Source organism: Paenibacillus sp. TY11 (assembly GCF_059772165.1).
This window is the reverse complement of record NZ_JCBAIQ010000012.1, coordinates 15,817-34,747: the sequence shown is the minus strand read 5'-3', so window position 1 is coordinate 34,747 and position 18,931 is coordinate 15,817. Positions and strand designations below refer to the sequence as shown.

General features: G+C 44.7%; 19 protein-coding genes. 2 read left to right on the top strand and 17 right to left on the bottom strand.

The genetic code is table 11. From position 1 onward, the window contains the following. Positions 1-110 precede the first annotated feature (110 nt). Positions 111-950 (top strand): helix-turn-helix transcriptional regulator, encoded by an 840-nt coding sequence (locus AC6EJC_RS15050; RefSeq protein ID WP_444954670.1) that lies wholly within the window; start codon positions 111-113, stop codon positions 948-950. Positions 951-1,181: 231 nt separating this feature from the next. Here the strand turns inward: AC6EJC_RS15050 and AC6EJC_RS15045 are convergent, their stop codons facing one another. The 15 genes from AC6EJC_RS15045 to AC6EJC_RS14975 form a co-directional block, all read right to left on the bottom strand. After that, entirely contained in the window at positions 1,182-2,219 is a 1,038-nt protein-coding gene (locus AC6EJC_RS15045; RefSeq protein WP_444954669.1) for a threonine aldolase family protein, read from the bottom strand. Continuing rightward, the gene (locus AC6EJC_RS15040; protein ID WP_444954668.1) at positions 2,206-2,667 is read right to left on the bottom strand and encodes a MarR family winged helix-turn-helix transcriptional regulator; all 462 of its coding nucleotides are present in this window, start codon (positions 2,665-2,667) and stop codon (positions 2,206-2,208) included. The genes AC6EJC_RS15045 and AC6EJC_RS15040 overlap by 14 nt, the downstream gene beginning before the upstream one ends. A gap of 174 nt (positions 2,668-2,841) precedes the next feature. Then, positions 2,842-3,492, bottom strand: coding sequence for a response regulator (locus AC6EJC_RS15035; RefSeq protein ID WP_444954667.1), 651 nt, complete (start codon positions 3,490-3,492; stop codon positions 2,842-2,844). Next, positions 3,489-4,724, bottom strand: coding sequence for a sensor histidine kinase (locus tag AC6EJC_RS15030; protein ID WP_444954666.1), 1,236 nt, complete (start codon positions 4,722-4,724; stop codon positions 3,489-3,491). Before AC6EJC_RS15030 ends, AC6EJC_RS15035 begins: the two co-directional genes overlap by 4 nt. A 197-nt stretch (positions 4,725-4,921) precedes the next feature. Next, the gene (locus AC6EJC_RS15025) at positions 4,922-5,371 is read right to left on the bottom strand and encodes a hypothetical protein (RefSeq protein ID WP_444954665.1); all 450 of its coding nucleotides are present in this window, start codon (positions 5,369-5,371) and stop codon (positions 4,922-4,924) included. Beyond that, positions 5,364-7,388: a S9 family peptidase gene (locus AC6EJC_RS15020; RefSeq protein ID WP_444954664.1), complete on the bottom strand. Its 2,025-nt coding sequence runs from the start codon at positions 7,386-7,388 to the stop codon at positions 5,364-5,366. Before AC6EJC_RS15020 ends, AC6EJC_RS15025 begins: the two co-directional genes overlap by 8 nt. A gap of 44 nt (positions 7,389-7,432) precedes the next feature. Beyond that, positions 7,433-8,437, bottom strand: coding sequence for an ABC transporter ATP-binding protein (locus AC6EJC_RS15015; RefSeq protein ID WP_444954663.1), 1,005 nt, complete (start codon positions 8,435-8,437; stop codon positions 7,433-7,435). Then, positions 8,434-9,411 carry an ABC transporter ATP-binding protein gene (locus tag AC6EJC_RS15010; protein WP_444954662.1) on the bottom strand — a complete coding sequence of 326 codons (978 nt, stop codon included), beginning with the start codon at positions 9,409-9,411 and terminating at the stop codon, positions 8,434-8,436. Before AC6EJC_RS15010 ends, AC6EJC_RS15015 begins: the two co-directional genes overlap by 4 nt. 23 nt (positions 9,412-9,434) lie before the next feature. Then, the gene (locus tag AC6EJC_RS15005; RefSeq protein WP_444954661.1) at positions 9,435-10,367 is read right to left on the bottom strand and encodes an ABC transporter permease; all 933 of its coding nucleotides are present in this window, start codon (positions 10,365-10,367) and stop codon (positions 9,435-9,437) included. A gap of 17 nt (positions 10,368-10,384) precedes the next feature. Continuing rightward, positions 10,385-11,302, bottom strand: a complete 918-nt coding sequence (locus tag AC6EJC_RS15000) for an ABC transporter permease (protein WP_444954660.1) — start codon at positions 11,300-11,302, stop codon at positions 10,385-10,387. A gap of 85 nt (positions 11,303-11,387) precedes the next feature. After that, positions 11,388-12,935 carry an ABC transporter substrate-binding protein gene (locus AC6EJC_RS14995; protein ID WP_444954659.1) on the bottom strand — a complete coding sequence of 516 codons (1,548 nt, stop codon included), beginning with the start codon at positions 12,933-12,935 and terminating at the stop codon, positions 11,388-11,390. 70 nt (positions 12,936-13,005) lie between these two features. Beyond that, positions 13,006-14,190: a M20 metallopeptidase family protein gene (locus AC6EJC_RS14990; RefSeq protein ID WP_444954658.1), complete on the bottom strand. Its 1,185-nt coding sequence runs from the start codon at positions 14,188-14,190 to the stop codon at positions 13,006-13,008. 48 nt (positions 14,191-14,238) lie between these two features. Continuing rightward, a complete protein-coding gene (locus AC6EJC_RS14985) occupies positions 14,239-14,964 on the bottom strand; it encodes a FadR/GntR family transcriptional regulator (protein ID WP_444954657.1) in 726 nt (241 codons plus the stop codon). A gap of 245 nt (positions 14,965-15,209) precedes the next feature. After that, complete coding sequence (locus tag AC6EJC_RS14980) at positions 15,210-15,380, bottom strand: hypothetical protein (protein ID WP_431086690.1); 171 nt, start codon at positions 15,378-15,380, stop codon at positions 15,210-15,212. A gap of 19 nt (positions 15,381-15,399) precedes the next feature. Next, entirely contained in the window at positions 15,400-15,594 is a 195-nt protein-coding gene (locus AC6EJC_RS14975) for an H-type small acid-soluble spore protein (protein WP_025686175.1), read from the bottom strand. 235 nt (positions 15,595-15,829) lie between these two features. On the opposite strand from AC6EJC_RS14975, the gene AC6EJC_RS14970 reads away from it, so the two are divergent. Continuing rightward, complete coding sequence (locus AC6EJC_RS14970) at positions 15,830-17,017, top strand: macrolide family glycosyltransferase (RefSeq protein ID WP_444954656.1); 1,188 nt, start codon at positions 15,830-15,832, stop codon at positions 17,015-17,017. A 159-nt stretch (positions 17,018-17,176) separates the two neighbouring features. On the opposite strand, the gene arsC is transcribed toward AC6EJC_RS14970, so the two are convergent. Both arsC and AC6EJC_RS14960 read right to left on the bottom strand, forming a co-directional pair. After that, positions 17,177-17,596: an arsenate reductase (thioredoxin) gene (gene arsC / locus AC6EJC_RS14965; RefSeq protein ID WP_444954655.1), complete on the bottom strand. Its 420-nt coding sequence runs from the start codon at positions 17,594-17,596 to the stop codon at positions 17,177-17,179. Positions 17,597-17,621: 25 nt separating this feature from the next. Further along, positions 17,622-18,911 carry an arsenic transporter gene (locus AC6EJC_RS14960; RefSeq protein ID WP_444954654.1) on the bottom strand — a complete coding sequence of 430 codons (1,290 nt, stop codon included), beginning with the start codon at positions 18,909-18,911 and terminating at the stop codon, positions 17,622-17,624. Between the last annotated feature and the right edge of the window lie 20 nt (positions 18,912-18,931).

Genomic DNA, 18,931 nt, shown 5'->3' with positions numbered 1-18,931 from the left:
TTATTGTATCGATTTCATCAATCTTTTCTGCTTTTACCGTTGGCAGGTGTCATATATACTGTTGATATATGAATGCGCTTACTTATCTTAATTTGCAAAGGAAGAAGCACATGAATGAAACGAAAGACGACAAATATGTCATTGGAGAACAACAATTCTCCATTCATCACATCTACCGTACCGGTTTCACAGTTATGCCAAGACCTCATGTTCACGAGAGCTACGAGCTGTATTTTTTGCTGCGGGGCGAACGCATCTATTTTATGAACGGCAAGATATACATCGCTCGCAAGGGCGATCTGATATTCATCCTTCCTCATGACTTGCACTCTACCGCCAGTACGCAATTGGAGGAAACGGAGCGCATTTTGATTCATTTTTCTCCAACGTTTCTCCCACAACAGGATCATGACATTCTTGATCTGCCGCCGTATCAGCAATCCGCATTGCTTCGCCTATCGGCTAGAGAGCAAGTGGAAGTTGAACGTCTATTCCTGCAAATGAATACCGAATGCAGGAATAAGCAGTCTCTGCATGACCGTTGCGTACAGCATTTGCTGCTGGAAATGCTTATCCTGGTGCACAGATCGGAAGCGGTCGAGCGTAGTGAACCTGTTTCTTCTCATCCCATGCATCAGAAAATCACAGAAATTTCTTCTTTCATTCAGGACCATTACAATGAACCGTTAACCCTCGAACAAGTGGCCGCCTGCTTCTTCATTAGTCCAGCTTACCTAAGCCGCATCTTTCTCAAATTGACTGGCTTTCATTTCAGCGAATACATCCGCGTAGTGAGGGTCAGGGCGGCCCAAACAAGACTGCGAACCACCAATGACAAAATCCAGCATATTGCAGAGCATGTCGGGTTCGGTCATGCTTCCCACTTTAATAAAATCTTTAAAAAAATAACCGGGCTCTCCCCTCTTCAGTACCGCAAGCAGGTTCGGTAGATATTCAGTGTAAAGAATCAGACGCCGATTTTATACATCCGCTCTTGTCTTGTTTTTCCATTTTTATATCCACTTGCTCTTTCATGGAACTAAAGACAAGCCGCTTTGGATTAAGTAAAATACACAACAAAAAAACCATACTTCGCTGCAATGCAGGCAACGAAGTATGGCCTATTACATAGTCATTCTACATCTTTAAGATTGTATAAATCGTTTTTTCTTCCATTACCTTTATCGCAATGCTTTAATATCCTGAATCAGCATTTCAACATTTTCTTTCTTCGTAGCCCAACTGGTACAGAATCGAACAGCACTATGTGTATCATCAACCTTTTCCCAAAAGGAGTAAGTATATTTTTCTCTCAATGCCTTTAATATACGATCTGGTAAAATCGGAAACTGCTGATTGGTTGTAGAGTGGTATTGAAAAGAAAAGCCTTGCCCAGACAATCCGTTTTGAAGCAACATCGCCATCTCTATAGCGTGTTTGGAAATTTCAAAGTATAAACCATCTTCAAACAAAGTTTCAAACTGAATGCCCAACATTCGTCCCTTAGCCAGCAGCCCCCCTTTTTGCTTGATCATGTATCGGAAATCCTTTTTCAATGTATCATTTAGAATGACTACTGCTTCTCCCATCAAGGCTCCAATTTTGGTCCCACCAATATAAAATACATCGCAAAGCTTCGCTATATCTGCTAAAGATACATCGCTATCTTCGGCCACCAAGCCATAGCCTAATCGGGCTCCATCTATAAACAGTGGTAAACCACACTCTTGACAGACTCTACTTAATGCTTCCAGCTCTGATTTACTATAGATCGTTCCATTCTCAGTAGGTTGGGAAATATAAACCATACCAGGCTGTACACTATGCTCAGGAGCGGCATCATTCCAGTGAGCGTCATACAAATCTTGTACCTGCTCGGCCCGGATCTTCCCATCCCCGCTTGGCAAAGTAAGTATTTTATGTCCAGTAGCTTCAATCGCTCCGGTTTCATGAACCGCAACATGTCCAGAAACTGCAGCAACGACGCCTTGATGCGGACGCAAAATAGAAGAAATGACGGTTGTATTGGTCTGTGTACCTCCAACTAAAAAGTGTACATCCGCATTTTCGGAGTCACATGCTTTTTTAATATAATCTCTGGCCTTTTCACAATGCTCGTCCACACCATAACCTGGGGTTTGTTCATCATTAGTCTCCAATAGTCGCTTTAATATGAGCTCATGGGCACCTTCGGTATAGTCGCATTCAAATCGAATCATTCTGTATCCTCTCCAAATTATCCAATTTCTTCTGAATTAACAACATAGAAGCATGTAATTCTTTAATCTCTTCTTCTGAAAGTCCTTGAACTAATTTTAGGATTTGTTCATCAGACCTTTCATTCAGTTGGTTATAGAACGCTTTTCCTTTAGGTGTCAAATGAATCAGATTTGTTCTATTATCCAACTTAGAATTTTCCTTAACAAGAAAGCCCTCTTTGCAAAATTTAGCAATGATCCTACTCATATAGCTGCGATCAATTTTTAGAGATTCGACTAGAGTATTCGCAATACATGGCTCGATCATGCCGATCTCTATAATGACACGTGCCTCGGTAAAGGAATATCCGCTATCCAGCACATGTTTATCTAAAACACCAAGTATATTAGTATAGAACCGATTAAAACGCCTCATATCCGCTATGATGTTAGCATCTATATTGATCATAACTCCCCCTATTTAGTGGACTTTTGCAACAAATATAGTAATGATTTTAGTGGACTATGTCAATGAAATAATAATTTTTTGTCAATTACGTCGACTAACAAAAAAATCGTACAAAGGGGCAAGCACCTTATGTACGACTGGGCAATTAAATAACATATTTTCAGTTATTATCTTCTAAAGCTGTAAAATACCACGTTCCAACGAAATGGCAACTGCTTCGGATCTGGAATCAACACCAAGCTTGTTATAAATATTCGTTAAATGTGCCTTTACGGTACGCTCGGAAATCCCCATATCAAACGCAATTTCCTTGCTTCTAAAACCATGTGCAACAGACTTTAATATGTGTCTTTCCTTATCAGTCAGAACTAAGTTTTTTTCGTGTGACTCTATCTTGGCTTCTTTCTTATTAGTTGCAGCGAACACCCTTGCTGTTATTTCTGGCTGAAGCAGCGTTTCGCCCCTTAGCGCTGACTCAATAGTTTGAAATAAGTTTTCCCGACTGGTATCTTTTAACAAATATCCTTTTGCCCCCAAAGAGAGTCCTTTAATCATTAAATCATCCTCGTTATAGGTAGTAAGGATAATGACTGGCGTTTCATTTTGTTTCTCTCTGAGGGCTTTCATGGTTTCCAAACCACTCATTAGTGGCATATATAAATCCAACAATATGATATCTGGCTGAAGTTCTTCGATCAATTTAAGAGCCGTTGCACCTTCCCCGGCTTCACCAATAACTTCATAACTGTCATTGGTCTCCAGCACCAGCTTTAATCCTTCTCTAACTACCCAATGATCGTCTACAATTAAAATCTTGTATTTCATGATAGGTCTCCTTTAGTAAGAGGCGCCTCTATTTTTATAGTTGTACCTTCTTGAAATATACTGTTAATATTAATTTTTCCGCCCAGCATCCGTACACGTTCATGCATACCTATTATTCCGTAATGTCCTGTTTGCTTGGCAATAATATCTGTATTAAATCCTTTTCCATCATCGCGGATTTCGATTTCAATCGTACCTTCGTTATCTAAAATATTAATCCATACGTTATTAGCATGTGAGTGCTTAGCTACGTTGGTTAAACACTCGCTTATAATAAACAGCCCATGTTCAAACAACAGTCTGGGGACTGAAGCTTTAATTTTGATGTTTCGTATTACACGAATGCTCGTAGCCATTGTAAATCGCTGTATTTCTTCCTGCACTGCTTCTGCAAAATCAACTTCCGAGATGGTTTTCGAACGCAGATTGTCTATAGCTCGCCTTGAATCAGACAATGTCCTTCGCACTTGTGACATAGATTGTTGGACAATCTCCTGAGCTCTTTGCGTACTTCCTTTTGTCAGATGGGCATCAATTGCCTCAAGTTGCATGATTAGCCCAGCAAGCCCTTGAGCCAGCGTATCATGAAGATCACGGGCCATACGTTGTCGTTCATTAGCAAGTGTAAGTTCTTCGACCTTTTGATGTGCGATTTCAAGTTCTTTAAGAAAGTTTTGCGTTCGGATTCGTGCTTTGACTTGTTTGATAAAAAGAATGGCATAAGCCACTATAACAACTGCAATTAGAAAAAATAGCGGGATGAACAACACAAATTGATTGCCATCATTATGCCAAACAACAGCTACACAAAAAAGTACATAGGAGACCAAAAATACAAGAATGACCTTAAGCGGCTTATAATAAATACCTATACTCTGTCCCACCAAAATGGGCATTAATCCAACAAGTACAATGGAGAAGCTGTCAGGTAGAAGAAATGCACTTAAAAAGATCAATCCCCCTTGTAAAACAAAATAAGCCCATGAAAAATATTTTGCAACTCTATGAGCATGCAAGTATAAGAGGATGTGCAATATGATGATTAGAGTGAATAAGACACTTTGTAGCGGATAAAAGCCGGACAAATTTTGAAAAATTACAGACTCACTATAAATTATAAAAATCCATATTATAGTTAATATTTTTGAAATATCTATTTTCTCAATTTCATCTTCACCTTCACTTATTTCCGGATCTAAATTTTGAACCTGTACATTGGATTCATCGTTCATAATTCCCTCCTAAATTCTGAATTCAGCTTTTCAACTTTTTAGAGACAATGCCACTATGACGGTTTGGTCCATTTAGTTTGGACAGAAATCATTTATATATTATTTTACAAAAAAACAAAAAGGAAAAAAACGTACACATGGGCAACCTCATTTGTACGTTTGGGCAATTAATATTAGTTGCTCTTTAAAAATCGTCTTCATCGGTATAAAAGCTTAATGCTTACGCTCCTCTGCACGCTACCTGGTTCATTGTCTTCCTCAATCACCTGCCACTGCCTGCCAATGAGTCCGCGCAAGGTATCGATTTCGCTTGGATCAAGATGCAGATTCTTCAACGTGATTCCATCCTGCTCATAATCCCGATCTATGATTCGGTTAAAGCGGAAATGAAGCAGCCTTTTCAGTCCATTGATGTGTAAAAACTTAAATTCATAACCGCTGCGAATCGCTTCTTCCCATTCGTCCCCTATGTCTTCTGCCGTTTGACAACGTTCTTTGAAATCCATTGTTTTTTCTTTAACCTTGCCAAGCAAAGGAGAAAAATCCTGTTTTTTGATACACTCAATAATGACGTCCTTCGGCTCACCACTCGTACGTAAGTTCTCGATCAGAAAGGCCACTGGCATCGACAATTGTACTTTACTCATTGGAGTACACTCCTTTACTCAAATAGGAGTTAAACCAAGCCACTACTTGTTCAAAGTGATCTACACGAAGGGACGGTTTACCGCTCTTCAGCAAAGAATGATTGGACCCGGGATAACGAATGAGGCGAGCTGTTTTACCCAACCGTTTAAGGGCTGTAAACAACTCATCCCCTTGTCCAACAGGGCAGCGCAGGTCCTCCTCACCGTGTAAAATCAGTAGCGGGGTTTCGATGTTATTTACATGTGCCAGTGGGGACTTGGACCAGAGCAGATCAGAATCTTCCCACGGGTTAGCCCCAACGATTCCCTCCGTGTAGGAAATCCCAATATCGCTCAAACCATAGAAGGAGAGCCAGTTGGAGATGCAGCGCTGCGTAACAGCGGCGCGGAACCGGTTTGTGTGAGAAATGATCCAATTGGTCATCAGGCCTCCATAGCTGCCGCCAGCCACGCCGAGCCGGGTTTCATCTATAAAATCAAACTGGTTCAGCGCAAAGTCCAAGGCGTCCAGCAGATCACGATAATCTCCTCCTCCAAAGTCCCCCCGACAGGCTTGGGCAAAATCCTGACCATAACCGAAGCTGCCGCGCGGATTGGTCATCAGCACGGCATATCTTTGTGCGAGGAGCGTCTGCATCTCATGGCTATACGTTCCAGTGTACATCGCATGGGGTCCCCCGTGAATTTGTAAAATCAAAGGAACCTGATCCCCAGGAGCCAGCCCAGCCGGTTTGAAAATCCATCCTTGTACCTTGAATCCATCCGAAGCCTCAAACCAAAACGTCTCTGGTGAACTCACTTGTAAGGAAGCCATATGATCGTCGTTATGGTGCGTAAGCCGTTTCTCTTCCCCTGTCTCCAGATTCATTTGATACAGTTCGCCAGGCCGGTCCACATCAAGTGCAGCAAAAACCAAATAGCGGCCGTCAGCAGATAGCGTGTACTGATAGACATCTCTATCACTTCCGGCAGTTACTGCTTGAACACCGCCTTCCATTGTGAAGCGGTATATATGAACAGCACCCTGCAACGTCCCGAGCACATACATTTCTTGCTTCAACCTCGCAGGAGCATATACCGGAGATGGAGACGGACCAAATGACTTCATATCGCTTAAGGCGAAGTTGCCGATTTGCATGTCCAATTCAGGAAACAATAGTTCCGGGGCTCCCCCCGTAACAGGCACGGTATAAAGTCGATTCTGGCTACCACTGCCATAGATACGATCGCTGGCGATCAGAGTTAATGATTTGCCGTCCGGGGCATACGAAAATTGGCTAATCGCCAAGCTGGAATCCGTAACTTTCACCAAATTACTGCCGTCGCAATCGATCGTATACACATCCGAAAACGAAATCAGGTCTGCGTCCAGCTTGTCGTCTTCTACACGTTTGGACAAAAATGAAATCCGCTTGCTATCCATGGACCATACAGGGTAAGAAGCATTCCAAGGTCCCGAGGTTATTGGAGTTAGTCGGCCGTTTTCAAGCTGCAGGACAAATAAGTGACTAAATAGACCGTTCCACCAGCCCGAACCTTCAGCTTTGGGAGTGGTACGATCCACGATACGCCCCCGCTCACCAGATTGTTTGCTATATTCATCAAGTGCCATGGCTTCCCGTTCGGCGTTTATACTAACCATACTTGTGAATACAATATACTTCCCGTCTGGTGACCAGACGAATGCACCCACTCCCCGCTTCACCTCCGTCAGCCGCTGTCCCTCTCCACCTTCAGCCGGAACTGTCCATAGTTGTTTGCTTCCATCCGCTATACGTAAAAAAGCAAGCTGCAATCCATCGGGTGACCAAGCAGGAGCTGAATCCTTATTGCCATGGGTCAACGGCTTATCGTTGTTCCCAAGAAGCGATACGACACGGATGTGCGTATGGTAGTCATTCTTTGAACGATCTATGCTTTTGTTGACGTAGGCAATCGTTCCATCGGAGCTTATTGCCGGATCACTGATCCACTGATATCCGTATAAATCCTCCGGTACAATTGATCGTTTATTCATAAGTAGCCTCCTTTTTCGGTTAACTCCTACTTCCAAAGGTTTATCTATTCGTGAGCCATCTGCTTATGCAGGGGAAAGTGACAGGCCGCAATATGACCTGGAGTATGTTCTTCGAGCAATGGGCCCTGTTGGCGGCATATCTCTTGTGCGTATGGGCAACGCGTGTGAAAAGTACAGCCCGAAGGCGGATTTGCGGGATTGGGGATTTCACCCGTCAATGTTATCCGTTCTTTACGTAGCCTCGGATCTGGAACGGGCACTGCCTCAAGCAGCGCTTTTGTATATGGATGCTGCGGTCTTGCAAACAACTCATCACGATCTGCAAGCTCCACGATTTTTCCCAAGTACATCACCGCGATGCGATCACTAATATGCTTGACGGAGGGTAGCCCGTGAGCAATAAAAATGTAGGTAAGCTGGAACTGCTGCTGAAGCTCTTTTAACAAATTCAAAATCTGAGCCTGAATCGATACATCCAACGCGGATACAGGTTCATCGCAAACTATGAGCTTCGGCTTCATGGCAAGTGCTCTCGCTATGCCAATCCGCTGCCGCTGCCCGCCACTGAATTCATGAGGATGTCGATCTGCTAAATGAGCACCTAACCCTACTGTCTGCAACAGTCGAAAAACTTCAGCTTTAAGCTCTTTCCCTTTAGCAATCCCGTGTACCTGCAGCGGTTCGGCGACGATATCAAAGACCTTCATTCTCGGATTCAAAGAAGAGTACGGATCTTGAAATACAAATTGTAAATCTCGTCTGACTTTGCGGACTTCTTCGTCCGTTAAATCAGACAGGCTTTGCCCCTGAAAACGAATTTCGCCTGCCGTGGGTTCCAGCAGTTGTGTAATCATTTGTCCTGTTGTTGATTTGCCGCACCCCGATTCACCTACAATACCTAAGGTTTCACCAGGCATCACTTTAAAGCTCAAATCATCTACCGCCCGCACATAACCACTATTTTTGGAAAACCAGCCCTTTTTCATTGGATAATACTTTTTAAGCCCATTCACTTCGAGAAGTGGTGTTTCCTGTGTTGTCCCACTCATACCGACACCTCCTCCATCCGCAAACATCTGACATAGTGTCCTTGATCCTTGGCTTGTATTTCAGGATGCACCTTTGTGCACTGTTCTTGGGCATAAGGACAGCGGGGATGAAATGGACAACCGCTCGGCATCTGCATCATATTAGGAACGGTACCGGGAATGGAATCCAGCCATTCTCTCTGTTCCGTAAGCTTAGGGAGTGATCCTAGCAGCCCGATCGTATAAGGATGGCCCGGCTTTTCGAACAAATCAAATACGTCCGCTTCCTCGACCACTTCCCCGGCATACATCACGACCACCCGGTCAGCCATTTCCGCTACAACACCTAAATCGTGGGTAATCAGAATAATGCCTGTGTTCTCTTCCTTGCTTAGCTTGTGGATTAAATTCAAAATTTGAGCCTGTATCGTTACATCCAGTGCCGTCGTCGGCTCATCGGCGATGAGCAGTTTCGGCTGGCAGGCCAAGGCCATGGCGATCATCACCCGCTGACGCATTCCTCCGGACAACTGATGCGGAAAATAACTCACCACTTTCGACGCACCGGGTATGCCTACCCTCTCCAGCATCTCTATACTTTTCTGTCGTGCTTCCGGTTTGCTCAGCTTCTGGTGCTGCCGGATGACCTCACTGATTTGGTTACCAATTGTAAATACCGGATTCAGCGAACTCATCGGCTCCTGAAAAATCATGGATATCTCGTTCCCCCGATATTTGCGCATTTCCCCCTTGGACAGTTTGAGCAAGTCTTGTCCTTCAAGCAGAATCTCCCCACCCACGACTTTACCCGGTGCAGCCACTAAACCCATAATAGACAAAGAGGTTACACTTTTACCGGAACCGGACTCTCCAACAATAGCTACGGTTTCGCCTGGATTCACAGTGAAGCTGACACCGTTGACCGAAGGAACGATGCCATCCTCCGTTTTAAAGTAGGTTTTCAAATGATTCACTTCAAGCAATTTCGTGGTCATCTTTTCCGATCCCCCGCTTTCTGTTATTCTTTCGCCTTCATGTGGGGATCTAACACGTCGCGAAGCCAGTCACCGAGGAAAATGACGCCCAGGACCGTGATGGTAATCGCCAGACCGGGAAACGTTGCCACCCACCAGCTCGTGGCTACATACTGTCTCCCATCGCTCAGCATGCCACCCCAGGACACTGCCGGCGGTGTGATCCCTAATCCGAGAAAACTAAGAGAAGCTTCCATAATAATCGTCGTTGCTACATTCATACCGGAAATGACGATAAACGAAGACAAGACATTCGGTAATATGTGTTTCAACAAAATTCTACTATTTTTAGAGCCTATCGCCTTGGCTGCTTTGACGAAGTCTCGTTCCTTGATACTCAATACCTCGCCTCGGACAACTCTCGTATAAGAAACCCAATTCGTAACGCCAATGACGAAAATAAGCGTAGTCATTCCAGGACCCACCACCGCCAATACGACTAGCATCAGCAGAATGGCCGGAATGGCCAAAAAGGCGTCGGCAACTCTCATAATGAGGGCATCTACCCATTTACCATAAAACCCTGCGAGGAGTCCGAGAATTGCGCCAATGGTGCCTGAGACCAGAACTGCACCGACACCGACGATAAGCGAAACTCTCGCTCCGTATACGATACGACTCCACATATCGCGTCCCAGGTTATCTGTACCAAGCCAATATTCCGGCAACCCACCACCCAGCCACATGGGCGGCTTCAGACGGTTAATCGGGTCAATTTCCGCAGGACTGTGACTGGCCAGCAGAGGGGCAAATAATGCCGTTAAACAAACGAGCAGTAAGATGACTGCACCGACCGTTCCGGTTTTACTTCGTAATAGTTGCTTCCATACGCGTCCGATACTGGACGGTTGTGTCTGCTTTTTGCCATCCATGTCTAGGTCTGGATCAAGGGCTTGTACATCATGAATGCCTGCCACACTTCCTCCTCCCCTCTCTAGTTGTATTTAATTCTTGGATCAAGCAGTCGGTAAATGACATCGGTTAAAATATTGCTGATGACCACAATAAAGGCAATCACAAATACAGCGGCCTGGACGATAGCCATGTCGTGCGTATTCACAGCGACGACAAGTAACTGCCCCAAACCCGGCCATGCAAATACCGTCTCCGTAATCAGTGTGCCGCCGATCAAGCTCGTAAATTGCAAGCTCATAATCGTGACGACCGGAATCAATCCATTGCGGAAAGCATGTTTTCCGATAACCACGATTTCAAGAATCCCTTTACTTCGGGCTGTTCGAATATAGTCCTGATTCAAAATGTCCAGCATACTGGAGCGAATGAGTCGGGTCATCTGTGCAGAAAGGCCGACACCCAGTGTAAAGGCCGGAAGTATTAAATGATCCATCCCGCCCCGGCCGGACACCGGAAGCATCCCCAACATAACGGAGAATAATAAAATGAGCATAATCCCCATCCAAAAGTTAGGCATGGCCTTTCCGACTACGGATAAACTGGAAATGATTAAATCGGTAAAGGTATTACGCTTGACTGCAGAGATGACGCCCAACGGCACAGCAATGATGACCGCAAAAATCATGGCGGCTACTGCCAATTCAAAACTGGCAGGCAGCCGTTCCAACACTAATGGCAAAGCCGATTCACCATAGCGAAACGAAGTACCAAAATCTCCTTGTAAGGCACTGCCAATAAATTTAATGTATTGCGTATATAAGGGCTGATCTAGCCCAAGCGCCTGCGTTAATACTGCACGATCCTCAGCTGTAGCAGTCTCCGGCAGCATAAGGGCTACAGGGTCCCCGGTTACCCTCACCAGGATGAATACAATAAGAGAGACAATCAGCAGTACAGGAATCACCTGCAGCAGCGATTTGGCGATATAAGTTTTCAATCTGTCACCTCCATAACCAGCAGGCTTTTTTTAAAAGGACGGGCAGGAACCTTCATTGAGGTCCCCGCCCGTTCACTTCTCTTCTTTATTTTGCCGGTGTAATATCCTCTGCGTAGAACATCTCATCGCTTCTCGGTTGGAAATTCACACCGTTACCGGTGCCATAAATCCCTTCCATTTGGAAAATATATACAGCCGGACGATCTTCAGCCAATATCTGTTGCACTTGCTGATACTCTTTTTCACGCGAGGCTGTATCCAGATTCGTCAGTGCATGCTGCAACAGCTTCTCTACCTTCGGATTGTTATAATCCGTTTCGCCTTTAGCCTCTTCTAACAGGTAGCGGTTATAGTTGTTGGAAGCGTCAAACAGAGAATTGCCAATCCCGATCATAAACATTTCTTTGAAGGATTTGGAACTGTAACGCTCACTGAAAGCACTTGGCTCCAGCACGTCTAATTTAATGTTGAATCCTTCTTTATTTAACATGGCGGCTACGACCTCGGCATACTCTTTGTATATTGAGGATACTGAAAGGGTCAATGTCGGGCCTGCGCCAGCATAACCGGCCTGCTTCAGCAATTCCTTGGCTTTAGCCGGATCATATAATGTTTTCTCATATAAGGAAGAATCGGCACCAAAGTTACCTGGTGTAACGGAAGTACGGGTTACAATCCCAGCACCGCCTGCGATGCTGTCCACGATTCCTTTTTTATCAATCGCGAGATCTATCGCTTCTCTCACTTTGGAGTCAGCCGTAACACTGCCCTGACTTTGACGCAAAATCAATTGCAGCACGCGTTGAATCGGTGCCTTGACGATTTTTTTACCGGCTTCGCCTTGAATACGTTCTACATCGGTGGATGGGATTCCAGAAGCAATGTCAATCGAGCCTGCAAGCAGCTCAGATACACGCGTAGAGGCTTCTGGGATAGAGCGAAAAACAACTTGATCCCATTTCGGCTGACCTTCATAATACTTATCGTTTTTAACCAGTACTACACGATCATCCTTAATCCATTGACTAAATTTATAAGGGCCTGTACCTATCGGATTTTTAAGGAATGCCTCTATCCCATTTTTCTCAATATACTTGGAAGGTAAGATTCCAGCTCCCATTTTGGACAAACGATTCAGCAGCAGCGGATCTGGTCCGTCTGTTATAATGTCTGCTGTATGTTCATCTATCACCTTCACTTGTGTAATATTTTTAAAGTAGGAATTTTGTTTGAGTGTGTTATCCTTCGCCACTCTTTCTATTGTGTACTTCACATCTTCCGCCGTGAATGGGTCACCGTTATGGAAGGTTACCCCTTCGCGCAGATGAAAACGCCAAGTTGTATCATCTACCTTTTCCCAGGAAGTAGCGAGTCCAGGTACTTTCTTCTGCTGACTATCATTTTTCAATAAGTAGTCAAATACGTTAACCAGAACAGCTTCACTCGCCGTATTGTTATTGTTATGTGGATCAAAACTCTCAATATCCGTAGCATTAGCAATTGTCAGTACTTTACTGTCGGTCGATGTTGCGCTGTCTTTACTACCGCCTGTGGATTGGGTACCGCAGCCTGCCAGGATCATCGCAGCAATCAGTAACGTAATGCCGCCTCTAAACCACTTGTGCCTATTCATCTTGTCCACTCCACTCCATTAAGGTTGTATATTGCCACACAGCTGCATCTGAGCGTCTTAATCCCGATTTTTATTTCGTCTTCAAAAAATTCAGCGCGATGGCCGCCATCATGGCTACCCCATAAGGCAGTACCGATTCATCCAAATCAAACTTGGGATGATGCAATGGATAGCTTGTATCTTCATCTTCTCTCCCAGATCCCAGCCGGAAAAACACGCCGGGTACCTGCTCACAATAAAAAGCGAAATCTTCCCCGCCTGTTGACGGTTTGATATAGTTCCACTCCTTGGAGCCAAACAGTTGCTCACTCGTTTCCGTCATCAAATCGACCATATCCGGGGCGTTCTGCACAACCGGGTAGCCATGCTGATAATTCAGTTCATATCCGGCCCCGAACGACTCGCACACCCCACGGACCACTTGTTCGATCAGCTCAGGCATCCGGTTGCGCAGCTCCGCAGATAGGGTGCGTACGGTACCGATCATCTCTACTTCCGGTGCAATGGCCGCTGCCATATAACCGCCACTAATTTTTCCAATCGTAATGACAATGGTTTCAAGTGGATCAACCAGACGGCTTGGAATGTTTTGCAGTGCAGAAATAACCTGCGCGGACACGGCAATCGCGTCTATTCCCTCATGCGGCCGAGCGGCATGGCCTCCTTTGCCTATAATTTTAATCGTTAAGCTGTCTGCGGATGCAAAAGCAACCCCTTTGCTGACCCCAAGTGTTCCTGTCTTTAAACCAGGGAACATATGTAGTCCTGCCATCGCATCCACTTTTGGATTCTCCAATACACCGTCATCGATCATAGCCTTGGCCCCGGCCAAACCTTCTTCAGCCGGTTGAAAGACAAACTTGATATTTCCTCTTTCAGGTCGCTCGAAATTAGCAAGTAACTGTGCAGTTCCCATCAGTATGGCTGTATGAGCATCATGACCACATAAATGTGCCTTTCCTGGAATCTGCGAACGATAGGGAACCGTTTTTTGATCCTGAATCGGTAATGCATCCATATCTGCCCTTAGACCAATGGTAGACCCTGGGCTTTTCCCCCGTAACAGACCCACAACCCCGGTTTTCCCTACCTGGGTTGTTACCTCCAACCCGAGGCTACGTAAGTGCTCAGCTACAATGCCCGATGTACGAATCTCTTCATAACCTGTTTCCGGATGGCGATGAAAATCCCTTCGCCATGTGATCAACTGCTCTTGAAGCGGTCTAGATAAAGCCAAAAGCTCATGTATATTCATGCTTTCACCGTCCCCGCTCGAATCGTATTCTTTTTCTGTATGGTACCGTTAGCCTTTTGCAACCACTCTTGCATAAATGGCGTCTGCGGAATGTCCGATATGGTGCTTCATCACTTCCCGCGACTTCTCAGCATCTCGTGCCCGAAGTGCACTCAGAATTTCTGTATGGACGTCGTAATTCACCGTCCGAATCTGATCATCATAGGGCATGAGATCAAGTGCCGGGTTAATCTTGGTACGAATCCGCCTAACAGCATCTTCACAGAATGGATTGCCGGATGCTTTGGCAATGGCCAAATGGAACTTGACATCCAAGGCCCGAAACCATTCTCGGGTACAGTCCGCTTCAATGCTCTGGTCCAGGTAATGCTGAAGTAGGTCTAGTTCATCCGTGGTGATCCGCTTAGCCGCCAAAAAAGCACCCTCCGGCTCCACAATCATCCGATATTCAAAGACCTTCAGCATATGCTCCCAATCTTTCGCAATTTCTTCCCGGGTACGTTTATGAGAGTTTGCTGTCACGGGAAGAACAAAGGTCCCTCCCTTGGCACCTACTCTCTTCTCAATGAGTCCCTTGGACTCCAATTGAGATAACGCCTCACGGACTGTAATTCGGCTGGCATTAAATATTTCTGCGAGTTCTCGCTCTGTCGGTAATTGCTCCTCGCTAAGCAATTCCTTTAAAATAATTGCCTCTTCCAACTGCTCTCTAATAAAATCACTCACTTTTTTAGCTGATACTTTTTCAAAGCGCAGAGGAGTCTGGATTAACATATCAACACTCCGATCCATAAATCTTTAAGGTCTAAACCTTATACCTTTATAAAAAACAAAAATATATAAATCTGTTGTTATCATAATACCTAGTAAACCTATATGCAATACTTTTTTTTAATATTAATGATGCTTTCGAAACAATAAAAAGAAGCAGCCCTTACAGAGCTGCTTAATCTTTGGTTATCCTTTATGCTTCATAAAAAAGCACGCAGCAGGATATCCTGTGCGCGCTTAGTCATTCTCTATTTTTCCTCTAACTCATCCGGTACATCGTATTTATTGATATGTGAGGTCATAGCGGCAACTGCTTCGCTGGCATCCGTCGTGGCAGGCACTTCCCTTACCACATCATCAGTACGATCATGAAAATTCAAACGGTCGGCCTCGGCCACTTTCTGTTTATTTTCTTTCATTCTCAATATCCCTCCTGTCTTATTCCAGTGCCTGATCCCGTTCTGTTAACGCGTACAAAGGTACTTCCCGTTCCTCTTCCGGCTTGTTCAGCGCATAAATGCGTGCCGTCTCACTCTGCTCATTCACATGCTGAATATAAATTGGCAACCCATCACACAACACATTCGCCATGATGGGAGAGGACGCTATTTCTTGTGCTCTTTGGACATTCATTTAGAAAGACCTCCCTTGCTGAGTAGAGTCGTCTTTACTATGCACGAAGGATATATCTGTTATACAAATTTCTTACCAACATGTCCTCTGTACAAAACTCTCTCAGATTAACTTAGAAACTTGAGATAGGTTACAGAAAGGATATCATTTGAAAAAATAAATATATTTGTTATTATGGATTAAGAGATTCAGTGAACACTGCGATCTTCGATGAAGGGAAAAGGAGTGATGATGGATGTTACGAGTTTTAATGGTTAATTTTCCAGCAGAAGGACATGTGAACCCTACGATCGGGATTACACAAGCCCTTGCAGCACGAGGAGACCAAGTACATTACATTACAACTGAGAAATACAAGGACAGACTCGAAGCAGTTGGAGCAACGGTTCACTTGCATCCCGATCTGGTCAGGAATGCTTCTATCAACGCATCTTCTCCGGCCGGATTGAACACATTTTTGAACATTCAAATTCAAACTTCGCTAGACATATTGGAAGTTACCCAGAAGTTATCAGAAAGCATTAATTTTGATTTTGTGTTCTATGATAGATTCGGAGCTGGTGAATTAGTTAGAGATTATTTGAATATCCCCGGTATTTCTTCGTCTCCATCCTTTCTTATTTCAAACAATCAGATGGCTATCAATCCCTTTCGCTCTGACGCAAAAGCGCCGTTTCAGCTTGATGAACATGCCACAACCTCACTGCAGCATATGAAAGAAAGATTCGGTGTTGCTCCCAAGCATGTATTTCAATTTATGAATAATTCAGGAGCTCTGAACGTTGTATATACCAGCAGATATTTCCAACCGGACGGTGAACTGTATCGTGATGAGCATCTTTTTATTGGTCCCAGCTTCCCAGAGCGCAAAGGGGAAATTTCATTTTCCCTGGATGCATTACAAGATAAAAAAGTTTTGTATATTTCAATGGGAACCGTTTTGGATCATGTTGAAGACTTTTTTAACACCTGTATTGAAGCTTTTTCCGATTTTGAAGGCATCGTCGTGATTGCAGCCGGCGAGAAAGCTGACTTTACGAAAATCAATCCGGCCCCCGAGCACTTTATCATCTCGCCCTATGTTCCTCAATTAGAGGTATTACGTCATTCAGATGTGTTTATTACTCATGGTGGAATGAACAGTGTGAATGAGGGGATTCACTTCAATGTACCCTTGGTCGTACTGCCTCAGGACAAGGATCAGCCGATGGTCGCGCAGCGGTTAACGGAACTTCAAGCTGGCTATCGAATAACCAAAGACCAAATCAATGTGCAATCATTAAGAGAGGCCGTACATGAAGTGGTGTCGAACGCAGCGTATAAAGAGGGCGTACAAAAAATAAAAGATAGCTTCCAGCAATCCGGCGGTACAGAAGAAGCCCTCACAAAAATTGATGCTTATCTTCAAAAAGAGCTCGCGTAAATCGCGAGCTTTTTATTTTTTCTTTGCTCTGACTTTAAATTACCTCACTAAAAATGCAACACATAAACTATTGTAATTAACAACAATAAACTAAAAAAAGACTATCTCCATATAGGAAATAGCCTTTGCATCTAGTAACACTCCCGGCTGGACGTTCTATTATTCGCCGGTTTCCGCAAATTGTTTAATGCGTTCTCCCACCTGATTACGAACCCGCTGGAAGACGGCCCACTTTTCTTCTTCCGTTCCCTCTGCTTTGGCCGGATCATCAAATCCCCAATGCTCACGGCGAACTTGTGGAGGTGTGATGGGACATTTATCGGCAGCATCCCCGCACAGGGTCACAACCAAATCGGCGCTGTTCAGCAAGACAGGATCAATGATATCCGAAGTTTGACCTGAAATATCGATGCCTACTTCATTCATCGCTTGCACCGCTTTAGGATTAAGGCCATGCGCTTCAATGCCTGCACTGTACACATTCCAACGGTCTCCCAAATATTTCTTGGCCCAGCCTTCTGCCATTTGACTGCGGCAAGAATTGCCCGTGCACAAAAAATAAATTGTCTTTTTTTCCATGATAAACGTCTCCTTTAATGTTTAATTATGAAATAACTAGCCACAGATATAGCCCCAGTAGGGTAATAAAAAGTGTAGGAATGGTTAAGACGATGCCCGTTTTAAAATAAGTTCCCCAGGAAATTTTCACGCCTTTCGAGCTGAGCACGTGCAGCCACAACAATGTGGCCAATGAACCGATCGGGGTTATTTTCGGTCCCAAATCCGATCCAATCACATTAGCGTAAATCAGCGCCTCTTTAATCATGCCGGTTGTATGGGTGGCATCAATGGCAAGCGCATCAATCATAACCGTAGGCATGTTATTCATCACCGATGAGATGACTGCCGCGATAAAACCCATGCCCATGGTGGCTACAAACATACCTTGATCGGCAGCCGTTTGAATCACATGCGCGAGCAGGTCCGTCAAACCTGCATTACGCAGGCCATACACGACAACATACATCCCGATGGAAAAAAATACGATGGCCCATGGAGCGCCCTTTATGACTTCTTTCATCGGTACCGCAGGGCTTTTTCTCGCCATCAGCAAGAAGAAGACGGCAATGATACCGGCTACCACCGAAACGGGAATGTTAAAAAATTCGCATGCAAAGTAGCCAACCAACAGAACTGCGAGAACGATCCAGGACATACGGAACATTTTTGGGTCTTTAATCGCTTCTGCAGGTGTTATTAACTGTGCAGCATCAAACGTTTTGGGAATCCTTTTGCGAAAAAAGAGATACAGTACCAGGATACTAGCCGCTAAGGAAAATAAATTAGGGACGATCATTCGACTCGCATATTCCATAAACGTGATGCCAAAGAAATCGGCCGACACAATATTAACCAGGTTGCTGACCACAAGCGGAAGCGACGTCGTGTCCGCAATAAATCCGCTCGCTATGATGAAAGGGAAAACCATTTTCTCATCAAATTTCAGTGCCCGAACCATCGCTAGTACAATCGGTGTCAGAATTAAGGCCGCACCGTCATTCGCAAAAAAAGCAGCGACAATGGCGCCAAGAATGGTCACATAAACAAACATCCGGGTTCCGCTTCCCCGCGCAGCTCGTGCCATGTGAAGCGCCGCCCATTCGAAGAAGCCGATTTTATCAAGCACCAACGAAATCAGAATGATAGCCACAAAAGCCAGTGTCGCATTCCAGACAATCTGAGTGACTTCCCAAACATCATGCAAATCAACGACACCCACCAGCAGGGCGAGTATGGCTCCCCCGCAGGCCGACCAGCCGATGGACAGATTTTTAGGCTGCCAGATCACCAACACTAAAGTTACTAAAAATATAATGCATGCCAACAAAACCAATGTTCAAAACCTCCATTACC